At 48.8% G+C, this 25,311-nt stretch carries 23 protein-coding genes and 1 pseudogene; 19 read left to right on the forward strand and 5 right to left on the reverse strand.

The annotated features are described in order from the left end of the window. Positions 1–146: 146 nt before the first annotated feature. On the reverse strand, positions 147–1,061 hold the full coding sequence (locus A0U42_RS06500) for a DMT family transporter (RefSeq protein WP_065360342.1): 915 nt from the start codon (positions 1,059–1,061) through the stop codon (positions 147–149). A gap of 234 nt (positions 1,062–1,295) precedes the next feature. Here A0U42_RS06500 and A0U42_RS06505 point away from each other — a divergent pair, with 234 nt between their 5' ends. The 3 genes from A0U42_RS06505 (at position 1,296) to A0U42_RS06515 (ending at position 3,593) form a co-directional block, all read left to right on the forward strand. Continuing rightward, positions 1,296–1,805 (forward strand): cyclophilin-like fold protein, encoded by a 510-nt coding sequence (locus A0U42_RS06505; protein WP_255304119.1) that lies wholly within the window; start codon positions 1,296–1,298, stop codon positions 1,803–1,805. A gap of 45 nt (positions 1,806–1,850) precedes the next feature. Beyond that, positions 1,851–2,066 carry a twin-arginine translocase TatA/TatE family subunit gene (gene tatA, locus A0U42_RS06510; RefSeq protein ID WP_065360344.1) on the forward strand — a complete coding sequence of 72 codons (216 nt, stop codon included), beginning with the start codon at positions 1,851–1,853 and terminating at the stop codon, positions 2,064–2,066. A gap of 180 nt (positions 2,067–2,246) precedes the next feature. Continuing rightward, positions 2,247–3,593, forward strand: coding sequence for an acetyl-CoA hydrolase/transferase family protein (locus A0U42_RS06515; protein WP_065360345.1), 1,347 nt, complete (start codon positions 2,247–2,249; stop codon positions 3,591–3,593). A 72-nt stretch (positions 3,594–3,665) separates the two neighbouring features. Here A0U42_RS06515 and A0U42_RS06520 read toward each other — a convergent pair whose 3' ends face one another. Continuing rightward, entirely contained in the window at positions 3,666–4,265 is a 600-nt protein-coding gene (locus A0U42_RS06520; protein WP_065360346.1) for a TetR/AcrR family transcriptional regulator, read from the reverse strand. Positions 4,266–4,526: 261 nt separating this feature from the next. Between A0U42_RS06520 and A0U42_RS06525 the strand changes: the two genes are divergently transcribed. The 3 genes from A0U42_RS06525 to A0U42_RS06535 are packed head-to-tail and all read left to right on the forward strand — an operon-like array spanning position 4,527 to position 7,481. Then, entirely contained in the window at positions 4,527–5,663 is a 1,137-nt protein-coding gene (locus A0U42_RS06525) for an acyl-CoA dehydrogenase family protein (RefSeq protein WP_065360347.1), read from the forward strand. Between the two features lie 18 nt (positions 5,664–5,681). After that, a complete protein-coding gene (locus A0U42_RS06530; protein WP_065360348.1) occupies positions 5,682–6,473 on the forward strand; it encodes an electron transfer flavoprotein subunit beta/FixA family protein in 792 nt (263 codons plus the stop codon). A gap of 15 nt (positions 6,474–6,488) precedes the next feature. Continuing rightward, complete coding sequence (locus A0U42_RS06535) at positions 6,489–7,481, forward strand: electron transfer flavoprotein subunit alpha/FixB family protein (RefSeq protein ID WP_065360349.1); 993 nt, start codon at positions 6,489–6,491, stop codon at positions 7,479–7,481. Between the two features lie 123 nt (positions 7,482–7,604). Here A0U42_RS06535 and A0U42_RS06540 read toward each other — a convergent pair whose 3' ends face one another. Then, positions 7,605–7,997 carry a TIGR04076 family protein gene (locus tag A0U42_RS06540; RefSeq protein WP_065360350.1) on the reverse strand — a complete coding sequence of 131 codons (393 nt, stop codon included), beginning with the start codon at positions 7,995–7,997 and terminating at the stop codon, positions 7,605–7,607. Positions 7,998–8,054: 57 nt separating this feature from the next. On the opposite strand from A0U42_RS06540, the gene A0U42_RS06545 reads away from it, so the two are divergent. Next, complete coding sequence (locus A0U42_RS06545) at positions 8,055–8,738, forward strand: Crp/Fnr family transcriptional regulator (RefSeq protein WP_065360351.1); 684 nt, start codon at positions 8,055–8,057, stop codon at positions 8,736–8,738. A 140-nt stretch (positions 8,739–8,878) separates the two neighbouring features. Continuing rightward, on the forward strand, positions 8,879–9,769 hold the full coding sequence (gene rarD / locus A0U42_RS06550; protein WP_065360352.1) for an EamA family transporter RarD: 891 nt from the start codon (positions 8,879–8,881) through the stop codon (positions 9,767–9,769). Positions 9,770–9,847: 78 nt separating this feature from the next. Here rarD and A0U42_RS06555 read toward each other — a convergent pair whose 3' ends face one another. Continuing rightward, on the reverse strand, positions 9,848–10,378 hold the full coding sequence (locus tag A0U42_RS06555) for a phenolic acid decarboxylase (RefSeq protein WP_218055531.1): 531 nt from the start codon (positions 10,376–10,378) through the stop codon (positions 9,848–9,850). A gap of 186 nt (positions 10,379–10,564) precedes the next feature. Here A0U42_RS06555 and A0U42_RS06560 point away from each other — a divergent pair, with 186 nt between their 5' ends. Beyond that, positions 10,565–11,119, forward strand: a complete 555-nt coding sequence (locus A0U42_RS06560; protein ID WP_065360354.1) for a PadR family transcriptional regulator — start codon at positions 10,565–10,567, stop codon at positions 11,117–11,119. A 117-nt stretch (positions 11,120–11,236) separates the two neighbouring features. On the opposite strand, the gene A0U42_RS06565 is transcribed toward A0U42_RS06560, so the two are convergent. Then, positions 11,237–12,604, reverse strand: coding sequence for an aminopeptidase (locus A0U42_RS06565; RefSeq protein WP_065360355.1), 1,368 nt, complete (start codon positions 12,602–12,604; stop codon positions 11,237–11,239). A gap of 197 nt (positions 12,605–12,801) precedes the next feature. On the opposite strand from A0U42_RS06565, the gene A0U42_RS06570 reads away from it, so the two are divergent. From A0U42_RS06570 to gyrA, 10 genes and pseudogenes are all read left to right on the forward strand, one after another. Next, positions 12,802–13,986 (forward strand): M20 family metallopeptidase, encoded by a 1,185-nt coding sequence (locus tag A0U42_RS06570; RefSeq protein ID WP_065360356.1) that lies wholly within the window; start codon positions 12,802–12,804, stop codon positions 13,984–13,986. Between the two features lie 300 nt (positions 13,987–14,286). Then, a complete protein-coding gene (locus A0U42_RS06575) occupies positions 14,287–14,694 on the forward strand; it encodes an Rrf2 family transcriptional regulator (RefSeq protein ID WP_044502840.1) in 408 nt (135 codons plus the stop codon). A 31-nt stretch (positions 14,695–14,725) separates the two neighbouring features. After that, a pseudogene (locus A0U42_RS11705) lies at positions 14,726–15,865 on the forward strand (acyl-CoA dehydrogenase); the annotation flags it as partial. An 81-nt stretch (positions 15,866–15,946) separates the two neighbouring features. Continuing rightward, complete coding sequence (locus A0U42_RS11895; protein ID WP_227163197.1) at positions 15,947–16,642, forward strand: FAD-binding protein; 696 nt, start codon at positions 15,947–15,949, stop codon at positions 16,640–16,642. Positions 16,643–16,666: 24 nt separating this feature from the next. Further along, the gene (locus tag A0U42_RS06585; RefSeq protein ID WP_044502839.1) at positions 16,667–17,893 is read left to right on the forward strand and encodes an FprA family A-type flavoprotein; all 1,227 of its coding nucleotides are present in this window, start codon (positions 16,667–16,669) and stop codon (positions 17,891–17,893) included. A gap of 172 nt (positions 17,894–18,065) precedes the next feature. Beyond that, positions 18,066–20,132, forward strand: a complete 2,067-nt coding sequence (gene fusA, locus A0U42_RS06590; protein WP_065360357.1) for an elongation factor G — start codon at positions 18,066–18,068, stop codon at positions 20,130–20,132. A gap of 221 nt (positions 20,133–20,353) precedes the next feature. Continuing rightward, entirely contained in the window at positions 20,354–20,623 is a 270-nt protein-coding gene (locus tag A0U42_RS06595; RefSeq protein WP_065360358.1) for a hypothetical protein, read from the forward strand. Continuing rightward, positions 20,607–20,885, forward strand: a complete 279-nt coding sequence (locus A0U42_RS06600) for a DUF4160 domain-containing protein (RefSeq protein WP_065360359.1) — start codon at positions 20,607–20,609, stop codon at positions 20,883–20,885. The genes A0U42_RS06595 and A0U42_RS06600 overlap by 17 nt, the downstream gene beginning before the upstream one ends. Before the next feature lie 208 nt (positions 20,886–21,093). Further along, the gene (locus A0U42_RS06605) at positions 21,094–22,437 is read left to right on the forward strand and encodes an acetyl-CoA hydrolase/transferase family protein (RefSeq protein WP_065360360.1); all 1,344 of its coding nucleotides are present in this window, start codon (positions 21,094–21,096) and stop codon (positions 22,435–22,437) included. Between the two features lie 200 nt (positions 22,438–22,637). Beyond that, positions 22,638–25,118, forward strand: coding sequence for a DNA gyrase subunit A (gyrA, locus tag A0U42_RS06610; protein ID WP_065360361.1), 2,481 nt, complete (start codon positions 22,638–22,640; stop codon positions 25,116–25,118). Positions 25,119–25,311 lie beyond the last annotated feature (193 nt).

Raw genomic sequence — 25,311 nt, forward strand, 5'->3', positions numbered from 1 at the left:
AGAATACGTACTGCCTGTGTCTGAGACATGGGCAGTTTTTTTGTGCCTCAAAAACGTTTTTATAGGCGCATAAATAAGACCGCCGGACTGTCGAGGGATGGAGGACAGTCTGACGGTCTTGTCGTATGTTGAAGGATTTATAGTGCTTACTTGCCGAATAAACGAGCGGGCAATGGAATTTGGGCCAAGATGACGGCTACAAAGACGAGGACGCAGCCGACAATTTCTTTTCCGGTCATGACTTCGCCTAAGATGAGCCAGCCGGCCAGGACGGCGAAGACGGCTTCTAAACTCAAGATGAGGGTTGCCGTCGTCGGTTCAGTGTATTTCTGGCCGACGATTTGAAGGGTGTAGGCGACGCCGCTTGAGAGGCCGCCGGCGTATAAAATCGGCCATTTGGCATCCCAGAGCATCGAGGCCGTCGGACTTTCAAAGAGAACCGTTAAGGTTGCTGAAAAGAGGAAGGCCATGGCGAACTGGACCCAGGACATTTTGATGCTGTGGGCTTTTTTTAAGAGAAAATGATCGATGACCAAGATGTGAAGGGCGAAGAAGATGGCGCAGAAGAAGACCAGGAGGTCACCGAAGGCAATTTCAAAATCGCCGTTGATGCAGAGAAAATAAAAGCCAATCATGGCCAAGGCGACGCAGAAGACGATGATGCGGCGCACCTTTCGGCCGATGAAGAAGCCCATGAGGGGGACCAGGACGATGTAGATGGCCGTAATGAATCCGGCCTTTCCGGCCGTCGTCATGGAGATGCCGACCTGCTGCAGGGTATCGGCGATGCCTAAGGTGAGGCCGCACCAGGCGCCGCCGGTGAGGGTGATGGCATCTGGCTTCAGTTGCTGCCATATGGGCGGATACGTCCCGTCATCTCTTTTATCGGTAAATAAGAGGATGACCGGCATGAGGACGATGATGGCGATGACGTTACGGGCGGCGCTGAAGGTGAAGGGACCGATATAGTCCATGCCGATGCTTTGGGCGACAAAGGCCGATCCCCAGATGAGGGCTGTGATTAGGAGAAAAATCGTGCCCTTGGCTTCTGTTTGATACATTTTGATAAATCCTTTCATAAAATATGGAAAAAACAATAGTACTATAATATAATAATATTAGCAAAAAGTAAATAAAAAAACTTGACTTCGTGTTGACTCCAAGGTGTATCCTCGAGATACGTTAAAGGAGCGACGGCAAGACTGTTTTGAAACAGTAGATTTGGCAGCCGCACAGATACAGTGTTACATGGTCTTTGTATGGCCATACCGTTTTTTAGAAGGGTAGTGAGGGTGATGAGACTGACAAGAAAACGAATGAGTTTGGCTGTACTCGGATTGGCGGTCGGTGTTTTTTTATTCTTTTTAACGGGGTATATGAACTGCCTGCAGGCAAGTCTGCAAGGGTCTTCCCATAATAGTTCTTTTATTTTTGGCGATGCCGGGCCTTATGCGGCTAAGACGCGGCTCTCTTTTGAAGGCGGTCATGCCGTCCTGGGGTTATACGATACGCCGGCGGCCTTGGAATTGGCCGAACGGCAGCCCCTGGTCGTACCGCTGCAGCGAAAAGACGGACGAATCGTCCTGCCTGACATGCCGCCTGTCGTCTTGTCCGATGCGGATAAAACGGACATGACGCCTAAAATCGGCGATATTGCCTTTGATACGACGACGCAGGAGCTGGTCATCTTCTGCCAGCCGGAAGATACCGTGTCTACCTTGATCCCCGTCGGGCGCGTCATTGGGGGCATGAATTATTTGCTGCAGACGGACGGTGAATTTGCCGGGTACCTTATGAATGAATAGGGAAATTTATTTTAGGATTCATGCATTTATTTTAGGAGGAAGAATATGTTTGGCTTAGGAGCTCCGGAATTACTGCTCATTTTAGTCATTGCCCTCATCGTCTTCGGACCGGGGAAACTGCCGACCATCGGCAGCGCCTTGGGAAAGAGCCTGAGGGAATTTAAAGATGCCGTCAACTCGGCTGAAACGAGTGATGACAAATCCGTTGATGAAGAAAAGACTGAAAAAAAGAACAATACAGAATCCGACCGGAAAGCATAGCCCCTCATGAGCTATGCTTTTTCGTTTTCCGCAAGAAACTCTTTTGGCTATTGCATAAAAAGACTGCCTCTTGTAATAATTTTCACAAAATATGATTGCAGTTAAAGGCCGAAAGCTTTATACTATATATAAGGTTATCTCATACTACTATTGCAAAGTCATGAAGGAGGAGACTTTATAATGTACAAGCTTTCACAAGTTCCAGAAGAGTATAAGAAGAAACTGATTACTGCTGAACAGGCAGCGGCCCTCGTACGAGACGGCGAACGCGTTTCTTATGGTCTCGGCTGCTCGGCTCCGTATGATATCGACATCGAAATCGGTAAACGGGCAAAAGAATTGCACGGCGTCGAAATCGTCGCTTCGACCATCGTTAAAGACGAACCTTATGCGGCATATTTAAACAGTGACTCTAACGATCAAATCCGCTTCGCTACGGGCCATATGAACGGCTTTGAACGTAAGATGTGCAAAGACGGCCGCTGCTGGTTCCTGCCGATCTTGTTTAACGAATTGCCGAAGTACTGGCAGCATATCGATAAATTGATCATCCAGGTCCATCCCATGGATAAATGGGGCAACTTCAACATCGGGCCTCAGGCTGCTGACCTTCGCGGCCTCATTCGCGCAGCTAAGACGATCATCCTCGAAGTCAACCAGAACATGCCGAAAGCTTTGGGCTATGAAACGGAACTGAACCTCTGCGACGTCGACTATGTCGTCGAAGGCTCGAACCACCAGATGCCGCAGATCCCGAATCGTCCGGGAACGGAACTCGATGATAAGATCGCGGACCACATCATTCCCCTCATCGAAGACGGCAGCACGCTGCAGCTCGGCATCGGCGGCATTCCGTCGGCTGTCGGCAAGAAGCTGGCTGAATCGGACGTCAAAGATTTGAGCGGTCATACGGAAATGCTTGTCGACTCCTATGTAGACCTTTATGAAGCCGGTAAGATTACGGGCAAGAAGAACCGTGATAAGGGTAAAATCATGTACGCTTTCGCCGGCGGTACACAGCGCCTCTATGATTTCATCGATGACAACCAGATCGTATTCAACGCACCGGTAAGCTACATCAACAACATCGGCGTCGTTGCCAGCATCGATAAATTTATCTCCATCAACGGCTGCATCGACCTCGACCTCTATGGCCAGGTCAACGCTGAAACGGCAGGCTACCAGCAGATCAGCGGTACCGGCGGCCAGCTCGACTTTGCACAGGGCGCTTTCGCCTCGGAAGGCGGCAAGAGCTTCATCTGCGTCCATTCGACGCGTAAATTTAAAGACGGTCACGTCGAATCCCTGATTAAACCGACCCTGCCCCAGGGCACGGTCATCACGACGCCGCGCTCGGCTGTCCACTACATCGTTACCGAATACGGCACGGCCCTCTTAAAAGGCAAATCGACGTGGGAACGTGCAGAAGCACTGATTAACGTCGCTCATCCGGATTTCCGTGAAGACCTGATCAAACAGGCTGAAAAAATGGGTATCTGGACACAGACCAGTAAAGTTACCATGTAATGAATGTTTAACTAAGCTCAAAAGGCTCACACCTCGGTGTGAGCCTTTTTTTCGTGGAATCTTAATGATTTTTTATAGAAGGGTTTCTAAGGTGCGATTCAGCATTTTTGAAATAAAATCCGGCAGGTCATAGTCTCCGTCTTGGGCTGACCAGTCAAACATGCAACCTTTGGTGATGATACATAAATCTTTGGATACCATATATGGTGTACGCCCGGGAGATAGCTGGAAGCCGTCGGCAATTGCATTTTCTAAGTAATATTCAGTGATTTTTCGCACCTGGTTTGCGAAAATTTCAGTATTCATAATATCATTTGTCGGGGACATAAAGTGTTTGGTAAAATCGGAGCCCAGTTCAGCCGTAAATTGGCATAGCCAGACGTAATAGTGAAGCAGTTGCTCTTTTACAGGAAGTCCTTCTAATTTCGGACGAACCTCTTGATCAAATCGCATTTTCATCCGCTCATAATAGTAGTTTAAAACCCCTTCTTTTGAGCCGAAGAGGCGATAAAACATGCCCGTAGAAATTTCTGCTTTCTCGCAGATCGTACGGACCGTTACTTCATCATATCCATAATCTTTAATATCTTTTACGACGAGATCAAAAACGAGTTCCTTGGTATTCTTGATTTTATTCGTTTTGGTTAATTTTTCTGTTCTTTTTTCTGACATTACAACACTTCCCGCTTTCTTTTATTTTATCCGGAATCTAACAGGGAATGCTTCAAACATCCTTTTTGTATCGGTTCGATTATAGCAAAAGAAATTTTAGCCGTCAAAGGGCATAAACAAGGCCCGCTGATGGCGTTTTTGTTATGGATCGTATAACTATCAGGAAAAAAAGATTGACAATGAACTCATAAGGCCATATAATTGGAACATAAACGGAACATGTTCCGAACTAATTATTTTAATGTTTTTAGGAGGACTGTTATGTGGTCGAAATGGTACATGAATGAGGAACGGAGATTGATTGAAAAAGCCGTGAAAACTTTTGCGGAAAAAGAAGTACGGCCTTTTATCTCCGCAATGGAAGATGAAGACAAAAGTCCTAAAGAACTGGTCTTGGCTTTGACGAAACTTGGTTTCCTAGGTTATACGATTCCCGAAGAAAAAGGGGGAAGCGGCGTTGACTGGGTCAATTATGGTATTGTCATCGAAGAATTAGGCAAGGTCAGTGGCAACATGGCTTTCATCGCTTTGCTCCAAGGTGAAGTCTTTGCCGGTTTTATGGCTTCACTCGCTAATGAACAACAGGTTGAAAAATTTCTAAAACCGGCCTTACGGGGGGAATACCTTCTGGGAGGCTGGGTAACTGAACCAGGCGGTATCAATGATTTGGGAAGCTTTGAAACGAAAGCTCAGCTGGATGGCGACGAATGGGTAATCAATGGCGGAAAAATATTTGCTACGAATGCGGATAGCATGGATCTGGCTGTCGTTGCCTGCGGCCCTGTCGATGAAGTGCCGTCTGCTGACAACATTCGCTATATTATAGTGCCTAAAGATGCGGTTGGGTTTGTTCCCGGTCATATTGAAAACAAGGTCGGCTTCAACGGATCCCGCACCGGTCAGATTTATTTGAATGACGTTCGCGTGCCGAAAGAAAATGATTTGGGCTTGGGAACGGAACTTTTTAATTACCACATGTTCTTAGGTTACTGCGGTTATGCAGCGGCTATGCTGGGCGGTATGGAAACTGTTTTTGAACAGACTGTCGGTTATCTGAAACAGCGTCTGTCGGGAGGCAAATCTCTTTGGGAATCCCATGAAACCATCCGTTTCGATATCGGAAAATTATGGCAGGCTATTGATACGTATCGCAATTCCCTTTACGGAGCTTTGGTGGGTATGAATAACGGCACAGACATGTATCTTTCCATGATTGCCTTGAAGCATGACGGTGAACAGTTGATGGAACATGTGTGCAGTGAATGCATGAGCCTTTACGGCGGCCTTGGCTTGGTAAAAGAAACGGGGATCGAACGTTTCTACCGTGATGCCAAAATGTACTCTATGGTCTGCGGCAGTACGAAAACATTGACCGGTCTGATTAGTAGTCAGTTATAAGGAGGATTTAAGAATAAGATGAAAATTGCAGTTTGCATTAAAGCGGTTCCGGATCCGGCTTATTATGACCAGATTACCCTGGATCCCGTCCGGAAAACCTTAAATCGTGCAGGGATTCCAGCGGTTACGAATGAGGCTGATTTACATGCCTTAGAAGCTGCATTGGTGTTGAAAAACGAACGCGGTGGTTCTGTTGATGTCTTTACGATGGCCCCGCCTTCGGCGACGGAACAGATGCGGGAATGCCTGGCTCTCGGAGCGGATCATGCCTACTTATTGAGCGATCGACGCGTTGGCGGCGCCGATACACTGGCTACTTCTTATACGCTGGGCCAGCTTCTGAAATCTTCCGGACAATATGATCTCGTCTTGTGTGGGAATGATACTCCGGACGGGGCCACAGGCCATGTCCCTACACAGATCGGAACCTGGCTGGGGATTGCTCATGCCATGAATGTCATTGGCCTTCACGTTTTAGATGATCATACAGTCCGGGTAAAACGTCAATTTGAAGATGGCATCGGTACCTATGACTTAACCATGCCTTGTGTTGTTGCCGTGACAAGTTCGGTAAATAAGGTGCGGTACACGACGGCAGCCGGGATTTCACGAGCTGTGAAAAAAGAAATTACCGTTTATTCTGCTGATGATATTGATCTTGACCAGTGGTTTATCGGATTGGCAGGGTCTCCGACGCAGTCCGGGGAACTGAAAACGATTGAATTATCCAGAGCGGGTAAAATCTTGGGCGGAAGTGCGGCTGAAGCGGCTCAGGAACTGGCAAAACAAATTCGACAGCATATGGATTAAGACGGAGGAAGTAAAATGGAGAAAGTAAAAATCTGGATTTATGCCGAAGTAAAGGATAATCGGCCGGCATCTGTCTATTATGAACTGTTGTCAAAGGCGGCAGAAGAAACCCATGGAGTAGAACATGCAGAGATTTGCGCTCTTGTTGCAGGGGACTCCCTGAACCCGGTTATCGATCTTTTGAAGCAGTCCGGTGCGGATAAAATTTACGTGGCAGATGATGAACGGCTGAAAGATTATAATTGTCAGAACTACAGTGAAGTGATTGTCAAGGCGGCAGAAACGTATGCACCGGATATCTTCCTTTTTGGGGCGACCGGACGCGGTGCCGAAATTGCTCCCACCGTTGCAGCCAAGCTGAAGACGGGCCTTGCTGCTCACGGCGTCGACATTTCGATTGGTGCCGATGGCACGCTGGGTACGAGCGTTCCTGCTTTTGGCGGTAAAGTCGTAAGTGAAATCCTTACCCCTACGCATAAACCGCAAATGGCATCGGTACGCCCTGGGATTTTAGACAATAAATCTCTTTCAGCCAAAGAACATGTTGAACTTATTTCCCTTGATACCGATATTCTGAGTAAAATTAACTCGACGGAAACCTTTGTCAGCTTTGAACCCAATGCAGAAAGTGGCGATTCTCTGGAAGAGGCGAAGATTGTCGTCTGCGCAGGTCGCGGCGTCATGACCGACGAAGCTTGGCAAGATTTGCAACGATTAGCGAAAGTCTTGAATGCTTCCATCGGATATACGCGCAGCTTCTTGGATAATGGTTTCCTGCAGGATGAAAGTGGAATGATTGGAGCCAGCGGCATCAGCATTAAGCCCGATTTATATATTGGCTTTGGCGTCTCCGGTGCTACCCATCACGTATGCGGAATCAATAAAGCGAAATTCATTGTTTCTGTAAATAAAGATCCTCAGGCAAAAATGTTCCGTTATTCCGATGTGGGTGCCGTTTCAGATGCAGATAAAATGATAAAATTACTGATTGAACAGTTTGAGGCATAAAGAATTTCTTTTAAGACAGTAGTAACGCCCTCTGACCCGATTTTTTCGAGTCAGAGGGCGTTATTTTTTGAGTATAATGAAATTGGTTCAGGCGCCCTTTTTTTGCGACGCCATGTAGATCGTTTATTCTTCGTCAATCCGTTCAATCTTGAAGAGGACCGGTCTGGTGCCGTCGCTGCAGCAGGCAATCATCGTGTTTTCTTCCTTCATCCAGCCTTTCATGATCGATCCGCCTTGTAGGCCGGCGTAGATATAGCGGGAGATGGCATCCCAGGCTTCGGAGCAGTGGGGAATCTTGGGGCCGCCGGCTGTCGTGTCCGCGTCGCCGTGGGAGGTGACCAGGGTATCGAGGCCCATACGCCAGAAGGAGTCGTTTTCTTCATTCCGTTCGAAGATGTACTCGTCACCGACGTGGTAACAGGGACAGGCACCGGAATTGGGATCGGCACAGTACTGCTGCTGGAGTTCGGGATATAGTTTTTTGTCGAGGATAGTAACTTTTACTTTGTGCTTCATGATAAGTCTCCTTTTCTGATAAAATAAGGGTAATCGATTGACAAACGAGGTGAGGACATGGCTATTACGCCGAAATATATTTTTGCCGAGGATTTCCGCGATTTAGAAGACTATTTTCTGTCTTGCCCTCATAAGGAGGTCGCCTTCGAAAAGGGCGACTATCTTTGGAAGCCCGGCGAGCCTTATGGGCGCATCCATTATTTAAAAACGGGTGTTGTCCAAAACTACTTGGAGCATGAAATGGGCTATCGGAAAATTCTTTCTTTCCATGCCGGCGGGACGGTATTTCCCGGTTTTCACTACCGGAATTATAAGATCGAGGAATCTCTTTTAAGCCAAGCATTGACGCCTGTGGAGGCACTGGAGTTTACGATGGCTCAGTTTGAGACTATGTTTGGCAAGAGCGAGGCATTGCGTCACCATGTCATCGAATGGTACAGTGCCTATGTCAACCTATTTATTTACGACGGCGCTCACCAAGAGTTTAACAGCTCCCTTGTAAAACTGTGCAACCTCCTCTATCTGCTCCTCTTGCGAGAAGCGGATGAACAGGGGCAGAACCTGTATAATCTGACCCAAGAGGACTTGGCCGACATCCTCGGCGTCAGCCTGATCAACGTCACCCGGAACCTGACCAAACTGCGCCGGGCCGGCATCATCACGACCAGCCGCAAGCAGATTGCTGTCATCGATGCCGAACGACTCATGGCCCTTTGTTCCGGTGAGACCCTGTCTTTTTAGCATTATAGATCATTCCAGTCAGGTGGCTCTACATCAAATGACGCAGACTGGAAATTTTATTGACGGAAAAACGGTTGACAAACAGGGGACTCGTAGCGCAAGATGATGGTGTAATCATTTTGTCAGGAAGAAGGTGTGCCATGAAGGGAACGAAAATCTATTATGTTTACTTTATTCTGAGTCAGGTCATTTGGGGCGTGCTTCCGGCCTTTTGGCTGCTTTTGCGTCAGCTGCCGCCGCTGTATACGCTGGCATCTCGTATTATTTGGGCTTCGGTGTTCTGCTTTTTCTTGATTCTCCAAAAACATCTCCTGCCGGGCCTGAAAGGCGTTGCCAAGGAGCGCTGGCAGTGGCCTTATATTGCCGGGGCCTGTATCTTTATCACCCTTAACTGGGGTTCTTATATTTACGCGACGACGCGGGGCTTTATTCTGCAAGCAAGTCTGGCCTATTTTATCAATCCTATCGTCGTCGTCTTTTTTGGCGGCCTGATTTTCCGGGAAAAACTGCGGCCCATACAGAAGCTGTCCATCTTTGTGGCCGGTCTTGGATTGGCCCTGGCCTTTTTTATCTATGGCGTCGTGCCTTGGCTGTCCTTTATCATTTGCCTGACTTGGGCGACGTACAGTATGATTAAGAAAAAGGTCGTCCTCGACAGCCAGGTATCGGTTTTTATTGAATCCTTTTCCATGGTCCCCCTGGCCTTGGCATTTATTCTCTTTAGTGAAGCCAATGGTATCGGCGCGGCAGGCACATTCAACGGTTGGCAATGGCTGCTCCTGCCGGCGACAGGCGTCGTTACGGCCGTTCCGATGATGCTCTTTTCGGCCGGTGTCAAAGGCATTCCCATGACGACAGGCGGCATCTTAATGTATTTTTCACCGAGCATTACCTTGATTATCGGCGTCTTGTCCGGCGAAGTCATTACGGAACCGCTTCTGTTGACCTTCTGCTTTGCCTGGGTGGCTGTGGCCCTTTACATGTACGGAATTTATCAAACCATTCATCGTCTTCGTCAAACTACGACATAACAACATAAAAAAAGAGGCTGTGTCGGAATGAGGTTTTTAATCCACATTCTATGCACAGTCTCTTTTGCATTCCGGATATTATTTTTTGATGCGCTTATAGGCGCTGTCGAAATAGCGGCCGGCACGGATATCGTCGGTCATGCCTTTGTAAGGCGCTTCAGCAATGACGTCTTCGTTGTTTTGGCCGGCCTTGCCGATGTAGGTAATGATGGCGAATTCCGGGACTAACAGTTTCGGATAGGTGGCGTATTTTTCTCGGGATTCATGCATGAGATCGATATGTTCATTTTGGTAGCAGACCGTAATTTCTGGATGTTCTTCGACCCATTTCGGGAAGAAAATGGTGCCGTGCATCTTCTTTTCATTGGGCATGAAATCGAGGGCGACGTCGGTGCCGGTCGGTTCCGTCCAGGTAACTTTAAAAACGCCGTCGGTCAATTTCACGATATCGGCCGGCTGGTCCGTTACCCAACGGCCGGCGACCATGCCCCCGTGAATGCGGTAATCAACGGTGTGGTCGTTTTTGGCATACCATTCGTACTCCCAGCCGTTATCGTAGGTGTAAATAAAATGGGTGCCTAAAAAATCGTCTAATTCTTTGAATTCCATGGTCATAACCTCCTGTATGTTGAACTCCTGCGAAGGATGGGGGCAATGTATGATAAACACTTAAACTATAACATGTAAATAATTACATGTTTATTTACACTGCATATGATATACTTAGTAATAGGAAAAGTCAAGGTTTGGTTTAACTATTTTTACTCATCCGAAATTTGAAAGAGGTGAACTGTCGTGGCTCAAAAGAATACATTGAGATATGTCATTTTAGGGTTACTGTCAAAGGAGCCCCTGGCGGGCTATGATATAAAGAAAGCCTTTGAAGGCGAAATCGGTGATTTTTGGTACTCCAATCACAGCCAAATCTATCCGGAGCTCAGTCGCATGGAACAGGACGGCTTCATCATCGGTCATGAAGAGGTTGTCGGCAGTAAGCTGACTAAGAAAAAGTACACCATTACGGAGGCCGGGAAAGCCTTATTTAATGAATGGCTGGCGGAATCGTTGAGTTCGCTGCCGCCGACGCGAGACGAATTTGCCATGAAGGTCTATTTTATGGATTCGTCAGAGAATCCGCTGCTGGTGGCGTTGTTTCAGGAAGAAATTTTGCGCCATGAAGAAAAACTCGATTATTTGCAGTCGCGCTGGAAGGCATTATTTGCCGAAAAAGGCAAGGAAGAGACTCATTTCGGCCACGCCTTGATTTTAGAGCGGGCCATTCGCCGCGAACAAGATCTGTTAGCCTGGCTCCATGAGGCTTATAAAAGGCTGCCGGGTAAAAATCAATAAGGTTCGTAACGAAAGAGGGGCCTGAAGGGCCAAAAAAACGCTCCCTACCGTCAAATTTTTTATCGCTGACGGTAGGGAGCGTTCGTTTTATGTCGTTTTTTTTCTTACGTTAGCCGCCTATTTACTTTCAAAGAAGGCTTTATAGGCGAGGTAGCCGCTGTAGGCATCGGCCTTGGCTACGATTTCTAAAGGAGCGTGCATGCTGTGCATGGCAACACCGCAGTCGACGACGTCGCAGCCCCAGTCAGCCATGATGTAGGCGATGGTTCCGCCGCCGCCCTGATCGACCTTACCGAGTTCGCCGACCTGCCAGGGCACTTCGTTTTCGTTGAAGATGCTGCGAATCTTAGCCATGAATTCGGCATTGGCATCGTTGCTGCCGCCCTTACCGCGGGCGCCGGTGTATTTGCACAAGCAGATGCCGTAGCCTAATTGGGCCGAGTTTTGTTTTTCATAAGCGTCGGCAAAGACGGGATCGAAGGCGGCCGAGACGTCGGCCGACAAGACTTCACTATTGCGCATGGTCCGGCGAAGCCAGATTTCTTCCGGATGGTTTTGAAGGGCCAGGAGTTCGGCAATGAAGTCCGGGAAGTACGAGGACTGGACGCCGGTGTTGCCGACGGAGCCGATTTCTTCTTTATCGGCGAAGAGGGCGACCTGTGTCTTTTCGCCGGCCTTGGCATCGAGGATAGCGGCCAGGTTGGCATAGGAGCAGACGCGGTCGTCGTGACCGTGGGACATGATCATCGAGCGGTCGAGGCCGACGTCGCGGCTCTTGACGGCCGGGATGATTTCCAGTTCAGCACTGGTGAAGTCTTCTTCTTCGATGTCGTATTTTTCTTTTAAGAGGGTCAAGATGGCCGGTTTCGTCTTTTCTTCTTCCGTGTGAATGCCGACGAGGGGCATGAGCATTTCACCGCTGATGGCTTCGCTCAGTTTTTTTGCGGCCTGATCCTTGCCGAGATGGGGCAGGAGGTCATTGATGAAGAGGACCGGGTCGTTAGGATCTTCGCCGATGGAGACGTCGATTCGCGTTCCATCTGCCTTATAGACGACGCCGATGAGGGAGAGAGGCATGCAGACCCACTGGTACTTCAGGACGCCGCCGTAATAATGGGTTTTTAAGTAGACGATTTTATCCTGTTCAATGACTGGAATCGCCTTGACGTCGAGGCGGGGGCAGTCAATGTGGGAGCCGACAATCTTGAGTCCTTCTGCAATGGGCGAGGAGCCGATGACGGCTAAGATGACCGATTTTCCCTTTTGGTCCCAATAGACTTTATCGCCGGCCTTGAGGCTGGTATAGTCGCTGAGGGGCTTAAAGCCGGCTTCCTTGGCTTGGCGGAGTATTTCCTTGTTGGCCAGGCGTTCCGTCCGGGCTGTGTCGAGAAATTGACGGTATTGGTTGCTGTACGTTTCCATCTGGTAGCGCTGTTCGGCTGAAAAGCGGGACCAGGCACTGTTTTCAGTATCAAATGCTTTCATGAGTGATCCTCCTTTAAACATATTATGGTCTATTATACTCCAAATCAGTCCACTTTGTCGCGGGTATTGAAAGCTTATCCCCTGATGCATACTATTCTTTACTGAATAAAATAAAAGAAACTATTGTATTATTATAAAAGCGGTGGTATTATTAACCATATTTTATAAATAATAATTCATAAATAGGGGGATTTATGATGCTGGATAAGAGGGGTATAAAGAAGATAATAAACGAAGTTACGCCGGATATTATTGCCATGCGGCGTCATATTCATGAAAATCCAGAGCTATCCGGTGGAGAAGTGAATACGGCGGCCTTTATGGCGGAAAAACTCCGCTCTTTCGGCGTGGAGGTCGAGGAACACGTCGCCGGTACGACGGCTGTTTTGGGCTATTTAAAAGGGGGAAAGCCGGGCCCGGTCATCGCTTTGCGGGCCGATATGGACGCCCTGCCGATGACGGAAGAAACGGGACTTCCCTTTGCTTCGAAGTCTCCCGGTAAGATGCATGCCTGCGGCCACGACGGCCACATGAGCATTCTCCTCGGGGCAGCGGAAGTGCTGAGCCGGATAAAGGACGACCTTTCGGGGACGGTCGTCTTCATTTGCCAGCCGTCTGAAGAAAAATCACCTGTCGGCGGTGCTAAGGGGTTGATTGCGTCCGGGGCTCTCGACGGCATCGATGCCGTCTACGGCCTCCACGTCTGGCCGACCTTGCCCAGCGGCACGATTGGCGTCTTGCCGGGGCCGATGATGGCTGCATCGGATCACATTCGCATCGTCATGAAAGGCAAGACCAGTCACGCCGCCATGCCTCATAAAGGGGTAGATACCATCGTTGCGGCAGCTCAGTTCCTGACAGCGGCCCAGACCATCGTCAGCCGTCGGGTAAATCCATTGTATCCGGCGGTCTTGACCTTCGGTAAGATCACCGGCGGTACGCGGTACAACGTCGTTGCCGACACCGTGGAAATTGAAGGGACTTGCCGGACCTATCATGAAGAAGCACAAGATGCTGTCGAAACGTATCTTCAGGATACGCTGAAGGGCATGGACGCCATGTACGGGACGGAAAGCACCCTTTATTACGAACGGGGCTATGCAGCTGTCCGCAATACGCCGGTTCAGGCCGATTTTATTGCCGGCGTCGTCCGTCAGTGTCTGGGAGACGAAGGATTGGCGGATGTTCAGGAACCGGCTATGACGGCTGAAGATTTTTCAGGATACCTGCAGCACTTTGACGGCGGCTTTTTCTGGCTCGGTGCGACGCCCCAGGGGCAGACGGTCTATCCCCTGCACAATACACATTTTGCCGTCGATGAAAAATGCCTGCCCATCGGCGTCGAAATCATGGTATCATTAGTACTTGCAAAAACGGCATAAAATATAATGTAAAGGTCTCCTATGACTAGCAGTCACAGGAGATCTCTTTTTTTGCATAATTCTTTTCTTTTTTAGAAAGAATTATTTTTTTACCTTTTAGGGGAAAGGGGATGGCTATAGTGCCACTAAGAAATAATAATAATGGTTATCAGTGATAAAGTTTCAATCTTTTAAGAATACTCATAGATGTAGGCTACATCTTAATTTTTTAGCATACCCATAACTCTTGACTTTTTTTGTCCAAAAAATATGATAGAGGCAAGAATTACAAATACTAATTACGAATACGGAGTGCTTTTTATGTTTATGAATCGGCAAACGGATTATGCGTTGCGGATGTTGCGTGCCTTGACGGACGAAAAACAGCATAGTGTGCGTTCGCTGGCCGAAGATGAACAGGTTCCGCAGGCATTTACTTACAAGATCCTAAAAAAACTATCGCAAGCTGGGCTTGTTAAGCTTTCCAGAGGACCGGGAGGTGGTTGCCACTTAGTCGAAGATTTAAAGAACGTCAGCCTCTATGATCTGATTACGATTATGGAGGGGGATGCCCATGTAACGGCATGCATGCAGGGTTCGTATGATTGTGAATGGCGCAGGACTCACGGGATTTGCAAAATCCACTTGAACTTGTGCGTCGTTCAAGAAGAAATCAATCAAAAGCTGCGTGCAAAAAGCCTGTGGGAAATCATAGGAAAGAATAGTTAATCAAGTTGTATCCATAAAGGAGGAGTATGATATGCTGTTTCAAACAACTGCCGAACATGAAGCCTTACGAAAAGAGATCCGCAAATTTGCGGAAGCGGAAGTAAAACCGATCGCCTTTTCGCTGGACCAGAACAATGAATTCCCGGATGAAATCGTAAAGGCTATGGGCAAACATGGCTGGATGGGTCTCCCGTATCCGAAGGAATACGGCGGCGCAGGCCTCGATGTCACCAGCTATGCCATTGCTGTTGAAGAATTCTCCCGCGTTGACGGCGGTGTCGGCGTTATCCTGTCGGCTCACACCTCGTTGGGCACGTATCCGATCGCAGCCTTCGGGAATGAAGAACAGAAGAAAAAATACTTGGTTCCTTTAGCAAAAGGGGAAAAACTGGGCGCCTTCGGTCTGACTGAAGAAAATGCAGGTTCCGATGCCGGCGGTACGGAAACGACGGCTGTCGATAAAGGGGACTACTACCTGCTCAACGGTGGTAAGATCTTCATCACCAATGCTCCGAAAGCTGATATTTACGTCGTCTTCGCTGTTACGACTCCGGATATCGGCACCAAAGGCATTTCGGCCTTCATCGTAGAAAAAGGCTGGGAAGGCTTTAGCTTCGGCGACCATTACGATAAATTAGGTATTCGCTCGTCTTCGACGGCAGAATTGATCTTCAATGACGTCAAAGTTCCGAAAGAAAACCTGCTCGGCAAAGAAGGCCAGGGCTTCAAGATCGCTATGGCAACTCTTGACGGCGGCCGTATCGGTATCGGTGCTCAGGCACTGGGTATCGCTCAGGGCGCTTATGAAAGTGCGCTTGACTATGCCAAAGAACGTATCCAGTTCGGTCAGCCTATCGGCATTCACCAGGGCATTTCCTTTAAACTGGCAGATATGGCGACGAAGCTGCGTGCTTCCCGTTACCTGATTTATTCGGCAGCTGAATTAAAAGAAAAACACGAACCGTACAGCATGGAAGCGGCTATGGCTAAGATGTACGCTTCGGATTCGGCCATCGAAATCACCAACGAAGCCCTTCAGATCTTCGGCGGCTCCGGCTTCTTGAAAGGCATGGACGTCGAACGTGCTTACCGCGATGCTAAGATCACGACGATCTACGAAGGTACCAATGAAATTCAGCGCGTCGTCATTGCTGCTCACTTGTTGGGCAAAATCGGCAAAGCTGACGGTGGTGCCGGCCGCAGCTCGGCTCCGAAGAAAGCCGCTCCGGTTACGGGAATCCGCAAAAACCAGTTGTTTCGCGACGGAAGCGCAAAAGACAAAGTCAAAGCCCTCGCAGACGCCCTCAGACATGACGGATATGACTTCTCCGTCGGTATTGCAGCAGATACGCCTATTGTTGAGGCAGAACGTGTTGTCTCAGCTGGCAAGGGCATTGGGAAAAAAGAAAACATGAAGCTTATCGAAGATTTGGCAAAGGCTGCCGGGGCTGCTATCGGCTCGTCCCGTCCGGTTGCTGAAACCCTTCGCTATGTCCCGCTCAATCGCTATGTCGGCATGTCCGGCCAGAAGTTCACGGGCAACTTGTACATTGCCTGCGGTATTTCCGGTGCGAAACAGCATTTGAAAGGCATCAAAGATGCATCTACCATTGTAGCTATCAATAAAAACGGCAACGCTCCGATCTTTAAAAACTGCGACTACGGTATCGTCGGCGACGTTCAGGAAATCCTGCCGCTCTTAGCACAGGAACTCGGCCTGGAAGATAAAAAGCCGGCTCCGCCGATGGTTAAGATGAAACGCCCGGTCGTTCCTAAACCGGAACCGATTGGCCCGAAATATGTCTGCAACGGCTGCGGCTATGTCTATATTCCTGAATTAGGTGATGAAGAAGCTGATATTGCACCGGGAACCTTGTTCAAGGACCTGCCTGATGATTGGGTTTGCCCGGAATGCGCTGAAGAAAAGAGTCATTTCATTCAAGAATAGTGCGGCGAAAGGAGTCGATAAATTATGTATTGCGTACGCAAAGTAACGAAAGATGTTTCTTGGGTCGGTGCTAATGACCATCGATTACATTTGTTTGAAAATATTCACCCCATTCCCTTGGGCGTTTCTTATAATGCTTACCTCTTGCTCGACGAAAAGACGGTATTGTTTGACACGGTTGACTGGGCTGTCTGCCGTCAGTTCTTAGAAAACGTAGAACACGTTCTCAACGGCCGCGACCTCGATTATATGGTCATTAACCATATGGAACCGGACCACTGCGCCAGCATGGAAGAAATCGTTCTCCGTTATCCGAATGTTAAAATCATCAGCACGGAAAAATCCTTCATGCTCATGCGTCAGTTCGGATTTAAAATCGATAACCAGGAATTGATCGAAGTCAAGGAAGGTGACACGACGACCTTCGGTAAACATACCGTAACTTATGTAGAAGCTCCGATGGTCCACTGGCCGGAAGCTATGGTCACCCTCGACCTCACCGACGGCATCCTCTTCTCGGCAGACGCCTTCGGTTCCTTCATCGCTCTTGACGGAAAATTGTTCGCCGATGAAGTCAACTTCGACCGCGATTGGCTCGATGAAGCCCGCCGTTATTACACGAACATCGTCGGCAAATACGGCCCTCACGTACAGCACCTGTTGGGCAAAGCTGCGACGGTCTTGGATAAGATTAAGGTCATTTGCCCGCTCCATGGTCCGGTCTGGAGAAAAGACTTCGGCTATCTGCTCGACAAATATCAGCGCTGGAGCACGTATACACCGGAAGAAAAAGGCGTCCTCATTGCCTACTCTTCGATGTACGGCAACACGGAAGCCGCTGCTCAGAACTTGGCTTCGAGACTTTGCGAAAAGGGCGTCACCAATATCCGGATCTGCGACGTTTCTTCAACTCACGTTTCGGAATTGATTTCCCAGTCCTTTAAGCTCTCCCACTTGGTACTGGCTTCGGTAACGTATAACCTGGGCATCTATCCGGTCATGCTGGACTTCCTCGAACACATGAAGGCTCTTCACGTACAGAATCGTACCATTGCCCTGATCGAAAACGGTTCCTGGGCTGTAAAATCCGGCGATTTGATGCAGGAATTCATCGACAATAACCTTTCCAACATGACCATCCTCAACGAACGTCTGTCCCTCGCTTCGGCCATGCATGACGACAAAGCGGTAGAACTGGAACACTTAGCTGATGCTTTGGTCGAAAGCATTAACAACACTGACGTAAAATAATCATACTCTTTCTCTTCCCTGAGATTGGACTCGGATTTCTATCCGGGTCCAATTTTTTTATGTTTTTAGAATTTGCATAATAATTTTTAAAAAAATGCAAGAGAAAAAAGGAATCTGCCTGCCTTACAGCGAATATATAATAGTAACTGATTCCATAGGAGGCGATTGTTTTATGAAAGAATACACAAGTGATAAAATTCGCAACGTTGCTGTACTTTCGCACGATGGCGCCGGTAAAACGGCGGTTGTTGAATCGTTACTGCTGGCCTGCGGTGCCGTTGATGCCGTTGGCGTCGGTAAAGACAACAAGCACATTATGGATTATGAACCGGAAGAAATTAAGCGTAACGTAACGATTCAGCTCAGTATTGCACCTTGCGAATGGGAAGGCTATAAACTGAATTTCCTCGATACGCCGGGGTACTCTGAATTTTGCGGTGAAGTTCGCGCAGCCCTCAGAGCCAGTGACGGCATTCTGTTGGTAGTATCGGCAGAATCGGGCGTCGAAATGGATACAGAACGGGCTTGGGACTACGGTCTCGAATTGAAACTGCCGCGCATGGTCTATGTCAACAAGATGGACGTGGAACACGCTGACTTTTTTGGCTGCTTGGAAAAACTGCGCTCCGTATTCGGCAAGTCCATCATGCCTCTTCAGATTCCAATCGGTGAAGGCAAAGATTTCCGCGGAATTATCGACGTTTGCAAAATGGTCGCCTGGGAATGGAATAACGGACAATGCACGGAAATTAAAGTTCCGCCGGAATACATGGCCAAGGCTCGTGAAGTGCGTGAAATGTGCATGGAAGCCGCTGCGGAAGGCGACGATGAACTGTTGGAAAAATACCTCAACGGCGATGAACTGACGATTGAGGAACTCCGCAAGGGACTCTATCAAGGGATGCTTACGGGCCGCGTCTGCCCACTGATGTGCGGCAGTGTTATCCACCATATCGGTACGGCTGAACTCCTGCGCCGTATCATTACGTACATGCCCGATGCTTCGCAGAAGGTCATGATGGGGACCGATAAGAAGACGGAAGAACCGGTCATGGTATATCCCAATAAACCCTTTACGGCTTTCGTGTTTAAGACTGTCGTCGATCCCTTCGCCGGAAAGCTCAGCTATGTCCGCATTTTCTCGGGCGAACTCAAAGAAGGTGACCGGCTCTATAACGTAACCCAGGGCGAAGACGAAAAGATGGGCAAGGTACTGACCTTGGTCGGTAAGGAACCGATTCCCGTCCCCGTAGCCATTGCCGGCGATATCGTCGTCCTGCCGAAACTGGCTCATGCCCGGACCGGCGATACCTTTGCATCTCCTGATTTCCAAGTGACCTATGATCCCATTCGTTTCCCCAACCCGCTCCATACGGTAGCCCTCGTTCCGGAAAAGAAGGGCGAAGAAGAAAAATTGATGAACGCCCTCTTGCGGATCAGTGAAGAAGATCCGACGTGCACCATCGACAAGAGCGTAGAAGGAAAACAGCTCATCGTCCGCTGCATGGGCGACGTCCACCTCGATCACATCCTCATCAAGATTGAACGGAAATACGGTGTGAAAGCGAAACAGGAAGAACTGTACATTCCTTATCGGGAAACGATTAAGGAAAAGGCGACGGCCGAAGGCAAACATAAGAAACAGAGTGGCGGTCACGGTCAGTTCGGTCACGTATTCCTCGATATCGAACCGCTCACGACGGGCGAACCCTTTGAATTCGTCGATAAGATTTTTGGCGGCGCCGTACCGAGACAGTACATTCCGGCCGTTGAAAAAGGTGTTCGTGAAACCTTGGAAAAGGGACTTATTGCCGGCTTCCCGATGATCAATGTCAAAGTCACTCTGACGGATGGTTCCTATCACCCGGTCGACTCTTCAGAAATGGCTTTCAAGGTCGCTGCCGGCCAGGCGTTAAAGAAGGCCGTACCGGAAGCTAAACCGATTCTCTTGGAACCGATTTACAACGTCGACGTCGTCATCCCTGAAGACTATATGGGCGATGTCATGGGCGACTTCAGCAGCCGCCGCGGCCGTATCCTCGGCATGGAACACCATCGCAATCGCAAGGGCATCATCGTCGTAAAGGCGCAGGTTCCCTTGGCTGAAATGCGGGATTACGTAACGGTCCTTCGCTCCATGACCCAGGGCAAGGGTACCTTCAATATGGAATTCTATGCCTATGAAGAAGTGCCGAAAAAAATCATGGATGAAATCATTGAAAAGAGACAGGCCGAATAGAACGGAAGCCTATCTTGCTATATGGTAAAAGGGGGCACTGCCGGGAAAATTTCTTTCGGGCAGTGCCTTTTTTCTACTCAATCGCTATAGGCGCAGTGACTTGTGAATGTCCCTGCACTTGAACATATCATCATGTGGGAGATGGTATGCTCGTAAGTTGATTCTAATGAGGCCGGGTGTGATATAATAAAAATAAACATTAATATCAGGGAGGAACGCTTATGATGTACCCTTACATGACTTTGGCGGACGATACTGAAATTACGCATTCGTCAATCCAGGGAGACGGAACCGTAAAAGTGTATATTGAAACACCGTGCAATGGAGGTTTTAATCATGCAACTTGCATCCTGCCCAACTATAAATGGCAGGATATTCAAGGATATTCAGAGTCTGATATCAAGGAATGGGATGCTTTCGTTCACGATAATTCGCATTTAATTATGCAATTAGCTGCTGAAGGAGGCTTTCATAATGCCACAGTTATTTAGAATCGGTCCCTATGTGATTTATTTTTGGTCGAATGAAAACTACCCTATTGAACCTATACATGTTCATATTGCAGAGGGAACTCCTGCCAAAAATGCGACAAAAATTTGGATTACGAGTAAAGGTGGAGCTCTATTGTGTAATAATAATTCTAGGATTCCGAAATCGGCTTTGAACTTTTTATTAAGAAGTATTGAAGCAAATCACAAGTTAATCGTAAAAAGGTGGATAGAACATTTTGAAGAAATCACTTTTTACTGCTAAAAATAGGCTCGCATATTGTGAACCTATTTTTTTGTGTGTACAAATTCTGTCTCCATGGCAGCATCCGGGACAACTATGCGTAATTAGCATGTGATACTTTACTGTAACGCTTGTAACGACTGGCTGTGCGGCGTATAATATGACTATAAGTAAACGTAAAACGTCGTACTATGCAATTAGTATAGATACTATGGAAAGGGTGATTTCTATGTCTCAATGGACAGACATGTACAAACAAAAATTGATGACCCCTGAAGAGGCGGTCAAAGTCGTAAAATCAGGCGACTGGGTAGATTACGGTATGGGTACGACCCAGCCGGTTCTCCTCGACCAGGCCTTGGCAGCCCGGCGGGACGAACTGCAGGACGTAAAAGTCCGCATGTGTCTTTCCGTCGCTCCCCGTCAAATCATCGAACAGGATCCGGACCGCAAAGCCTTTACGGCTATGAACTGGCATATGGGCGGCTATGACCGGAAAAAATGCGCTCTCGGCCAGATGAACTTCATCCCCATGTGTTATCGCAATAAACCGTCCATGTACCGTGACCTCCTCGACGTCGACGTGGCCCTCATCACGGTCGGCCCTATGGATAAACACGGGTTCTTCAACTTCGGCCTGGCTGTATCGGCAACGGAAGCGATTACCCAGAAGGCTAAGAAAGTCATCGTCGAAGTCAACGAAGCTATGCCTCGCGTCCTCGGCGGCCGCGGCGAATGCATTCATATCAGCGACATCGACGGTATCGTCGAATACGGCAATCATCCGTTGGCAACGATTCCCTTTGCCACGGGGGACGATATCGATGCTACCATTGCCAAAATGATCGTTGAACAGGTTCCTAACGGTGCGACCCTGCAGCTGGGCATCGGCAGCCTGCCGAATACGATCGGCGCCCTCTTGTCTGAATCGGACTTGAAGGATTTGGGTGTTCACACGGAAATGCTCGTCGACGCCTTCTATCTGATGTATAAGAACGGTCAGCTGACTAACCGCCGCAAGGCTTTTTGCCCCAATAAGGTAAGCTGGTCCTTTGCCCTCGGCACGCAGGACCTCTATGACTGGATGGATGACAACCCGTACCTGGCAGCTTACCCGGTAGACGTCATCAACGATCCTTTCGTCATCGCCCAGATGGATAACTTTATTTCTATCAACAACTGTATCGAAGTCGACCTCTTCGGCCAGGTTTCTTCCGAATCGTCAGGAACGCAGCAAATCAGCGGCAGCGGCGGCCAGCTCGACTTCACGGACGGCGCTTATCGTTCGCCGGGCGGCAAGAGCATCATCGCCCTGCGCTCGACCTTCCACAATAAGAAGACCGGCCGCGATGAATCGCGTATTCTGCCGACCCTGGCTCCGGGAACGACCATTACCGACCCGCGGTCCCAAATCAACTTTGTCGTTACCGAATACGGCATGGTCAACCTCATGGGGGCTTCGACGTGGGAACGGGCAGAACGCCTGATCAGCATTGCTCATCCTGACTTCCGGGAAGACCTCATCAAAGAAGCCGAAAAAATGAAAATTTGGCGCTACAGCAATAAAAAATAAAACCTTTAAATTTACAGGCCGTCCATTTGGGCGGCCTTTTGTAATGCTGAATCTTAGTGCCGGACTATTAAAAACAATAAAACTTTGCTATAATATAATGGTATGCGCCCATTTTGAAGGGCAGTATAGCAAAACAGATTCGGACTGCAGGACCTCTTTTGGCCGGCAGTTATTTTCAGTTTGTATATGAGGTGAAATTTGTGGACGAACAACAAGTAGATAAGATTGTGCCGGTTTGTCTGGAAAGTGAAATGCAGACGTCGTACATCGACTATGCCATGAGTGTCATCATCACTCGTGCCTTGCCGGATGTACGCGATGGGTTGAAGCCGGTTCACCGGCGAATTCTCTACGCCATGCATGAAGCGGGCATGACGCCGAACAAACCGTATAAGAAATCGGCCCGTATTGTCGGTGAAGTTTTAGGTAAGTATCACCCCCACGGGGACATCTCCGTCTATGATGCGACCGTCCGCTTGGCCCAGGATTTTTCGACACGGTACCCCCTCGTCGATGGTCACGGCAACTTCGGTTCTGTCGACGGTGACTCGGCGGCAGCCATGCGTTATACTGAAGTCCGTATGGCAAAGATTACGGGAGAAATGCTGGAAGATATCGACAAGGAAACGGTCGATTTCATGCCCAACTACGACGGCTCTATGCAGGAACCGACGGTCTTGCCGTCAAAAATCCCGAACCTCTTAGTAAACGGCTCGGCGGGGATTGCCGTCGGCATGGCGACCAACATTCCGCCCCATAATTTAAGTGAAGTCGTCGATGGTTGTGTTCAGCTTATCGACAACCCGGATTCCAGTCTGGAAGAAATCATGACCAAGGTCAAGGGCCCTGATTTCCCGACCGGTGCTAAAATCATGGGTCGTGACGGCATCGTCAAAGCTTATTCGACGGGCCGCGGCAGTATCAAGATGCGTTCCTGCGCTTCCATCGAACCGATGAATAAGGGTAAGAATCGTATCGTCGTTACAGAAATTCCGTACCAGGTCAATAAGGCCCGGGTCATTGAATCTATTGCCGACTTGTCCCGCAATAAGGAAATCGACGGAATTACGGCTCTTCGCGATGAATCGGACCGCAAAGGGATGCGCATCGTCATCGAGCTCCGCGCCGATGTTAACCCGGATATCGTCCTGAATAAGCTGTACAAGCATACCCAGCTCCAGGAAACCTTCGGCGTCATCATGCTGGCCCTCGTCGACGGTCATCCGCGGGTCTTGACGCTGAAACAGATCTTGACCTACTATTTGGATCATCAGAAGAATGTCATCACGCGCCGCTGCCGGTTTGAACTCGATAAGGCTTTGGCCCGCGCTCATATCTTAGAAGGTCTGCTCATCGCCCTCGACCACATTGACGAAGTCATCAAGACCATTCGTGAATCGGCAACGGATGAAGTGGCCAAGACGTCCCTCATGTCCAAGTTCGGCCTTAGTGAAAAACAGGCTGTGGCTATCCTCGATATGCGTCTGCGCCGCCTGACCGGTCTCGAACGCGAAAAAATCGAAGAAGAATATAAGGAACTGGAAGAACGCATTGCTTACCTCCGCAGCGTTTTAGCCGATGAACATAAAGTCATGGAAATCGTTAAAACAGAACTCCTCGATGCCAAGAAGAAATTTGGGGATAAACGACGTACGGAAATCGTTGCCGATGCCTCTGATTTTTCCATCGAAGATATGATTCCTAATGAACGCATGGTTCTGACACTGACGCGTCGGGGATACATGAAGCGTATCAACGCCAATGTATACCATACGCAGAATAAAGGCGGCCGCGGCATCAAGGGCATGGGGACGAAAGATGAAGATGCAGTTAACCACCTGCTCTACACGTCGGCGTGGAATACGGTCTTGTTCTTTACCAACTTCGGCCGTGTCTATCGCTTGAAGTCCTATGAAATTCCGGAAGCCAACAGCCGTAATTCTAAGGGGATGGCTGCCATCAACATCCTGCCCCTGTCCAACGGAGAAAAGGTCAACGCCCTCATCGATCTCGATCAGGTTGATCCGTCGATGAACCTCTTTATGGTAACGGAAAAAGGCTTGGTCAAGAAAACCGTCCTTCACGAATTTAAGAATGTCCGTCGCAACGGCCTCATCGCCATCTCCCTCATGGAAGGGGATCATTTGGCGAAGGTGCGCCTGACCAACGGCGACCAGACCATTATTTTGGCAACGAAACTGGGTATGGCCATCTGCTTTAATGAAAACGATGTCCGTCCCATGGGCCGCAATACCCGCGGTGTCCGCGGTATTACCCTGGCTGAAGGGGATATGGTCATCGGTGCTGACGTCTTGGCGGAAGACTGCCAAGTTCTGACGGTCAGTGAAGAAGGCTTCGGCAAGCGCAATAACGTCGATGCCTATAAAGTTCAGCTTCGCGGCGGAAAGGGGATCAAGAACTTCAAGATTACCCCGAAAACCGGCGACATCGTCGGCGTCGAAGTCGTTCACGAAGGTCAAGAACTGATGCTCATTACCTCTAACGGAATCGTTATCCGGACCGATATCGAAAGCATTGGTATTAAGAAGGGACGTAATACGTCGGGCGTCAAAATCCAGAAACTGGAAGGCGACGACAAGGTTGCAGCTCTCGATACGATTGCTATCGAAGGAACGGATGAAGACGACGAACAAGAACAGACCAAACTGTTTAAAGAATAGTCGAAACAGAATTACGGAAAGGCCGCCTTTGAGGGCGGCCTTTTTATATAGAATATTTCTATATATATCCTTGACAATTCCTTTACACGGGAGTATACTGAATAAGCTGTCAGGGAGAAATCTTAAGACAGTCCGGCTGAGACAACAGCCGACGCGAGTACGATTTGAAAATCTTTCAAAAACGTGCTTGACA

The sequence above is a fragment of the Megasphaera sp. DISK 18 genome (assembly GCF_001682955.1).
GTDB classification, from domain to species: domain Bacteria; phylum Bacillota; class Negativicutes; order Veillonellales; family Megasphaeraceae; genus Megasphaera; species Megasphaera massiliensis.

What these genes read in the sequence shown, in the direction of transcription:
- A0U42_RS06500 (WP_065360342.1), bottom strand. Translation starts at nt 1,061, where the DNA reads ATGTATCAAACAGAAGCCAAGGGCACGATTTTTCTCCTAATCACAGCC.
- A0U42_RS06505 (WP_255304119.1), top strand. Translation starts at nt 1,296, where the DNA reads ATGAGACTGACAAGAAAACGAATGAGTTTGGCTGTACTCGGATTGGCG.
- tatA (WP_065360344.1), top strand. Translation starts at nt 1,851, where the DNA reads ATGTTTGGCTTAGGAGCTCCGGAATTACTGCTCATTTTAGTCATTGCC.
- A0U42_RS06515 (WP_065360345.1), top strand. Translation starts at nt 2,247, where the DNA reads ATGTACAAGCTTTCACAAGTTCCAGAAGAGTATAAGAAGAAACTGATT.
- A0U42_RS06520 (WP_065360346.1), bottom strand. Translation starts at nt 4,265, where the DNA reads ATGTCAGAAAAAAGAACAGAAAAATTAACCAAAACGAATAAAATCAAG.
- A0U42_RS06525 (WP_065360347.1), top strand. Translation starts at nt 4,527, where the DNA reads ATGTGGTCGAAATGGTACATGAATGAGGAACGGAGATTGATTGAAAAA.
- A0U42_RS06530 (WP_065360348.1), top strand. Translation starts at nt 5,682, where the DNA reads ATGAAAATTGCAGTTTGCATTAAAGCGGTTCCGGATCCGGCTTATTAT.
- A0U42_RS06535 (WP_065360349.1), top strand. Translation starts at nt 6,489, where the DNA reads ATGGAGAAAGTAAAAATCTGGATTTATGCCGAAGTAAAGGATAATCGG.
- A0U42_RS06540 (WP_065360350.1), bottom strand. Translation starts at nt 7,997, where the DNA reads ATGAAGCACAAAGTAAAAGTTACTATCCTCGACAAAAAACTATATCCC.
- A0U42_RS06545 (WP_065360351.1), top strand. Translation starts at nt 8,055, where the DNA reads ATGGCTATTACGCCGAAATATATTTTTGCCGAGGATTTCCGCGATTTA.
- rarD (WP_065360352.1), top strand. Translation starts at nt 8,879, where the DNA reads ATGAAGGGAACGAAAATCTATTATGTTTACTTTATTCTGAGTCAGGTC.
- A0U42_RS06555 (WP_218055531.1), bottom strand. Translation starts at nt 10,378, where the DNA reads ATGGAATTCAAAGAATTAGACGATTTTTTAGGCACCCATTTTATTTAC.
- A0U42_RS06565 (WP_065360355.1), bottom strand. Translation starts at nt 12,604, where the DNA reads ATGAAAGCATTTGATACTGAAAACAGTGCCTGGTCCCGCTTTTCAGCC.
- A0U42_RS06570 (WP_065360356.1), top strand. Translation starts at nt 12,802, where the DNA reads ATGCTGGATAAGAGGGGTATAAAGAAGATAATAAACGAAGTTACGCCG.
- A0U42_RS06575 (WP_044502840.1), top strand. Translation starts at nt 14,287, where the DNA reads ATGTTTATGAATCGGCAAACGGATTATGCGTTGCGGATGTTGCGTGCC.
- A0U42_RS06585 (WP_044502839.1), top strand. Translation starts at nt 16,667, where the DNA reads ATGTATTGCGTACGCAAAGTAACGAAAGATGTTTCTTGGGTCGGTGCT.
- fusA (WP_065360357.1), top strand. Translation starts at nt 18,066, where the DNA reads ATGAAAGAATACACAAGTGATAAAATTCGCAACGTTGCTGTACTTTCG.
- A0U42_RS06595 (WP_065360358.1), top strand. Translation starts at nt 20,354, where the DNA reads ATGATGTACCCTTACATGACTTTGGCGGACGATACTGAAATTACGCAT.
- A0U42_RS06600 (WP_065360359.1), top strand. Translation starts at nt 20,607, where the DNA reads ATGCCACAGTTATTTAGAATCGGTCCCTATGTGATTTATTTTTGGTCG.
- A0U42_RS06605 (WP_065360360.1), top strand. Translation starts at nt 21,094, where the DNA reads ATGTCTCAATGGACAGACATGTACAAACAAAAATTGATGACCCCTGAA.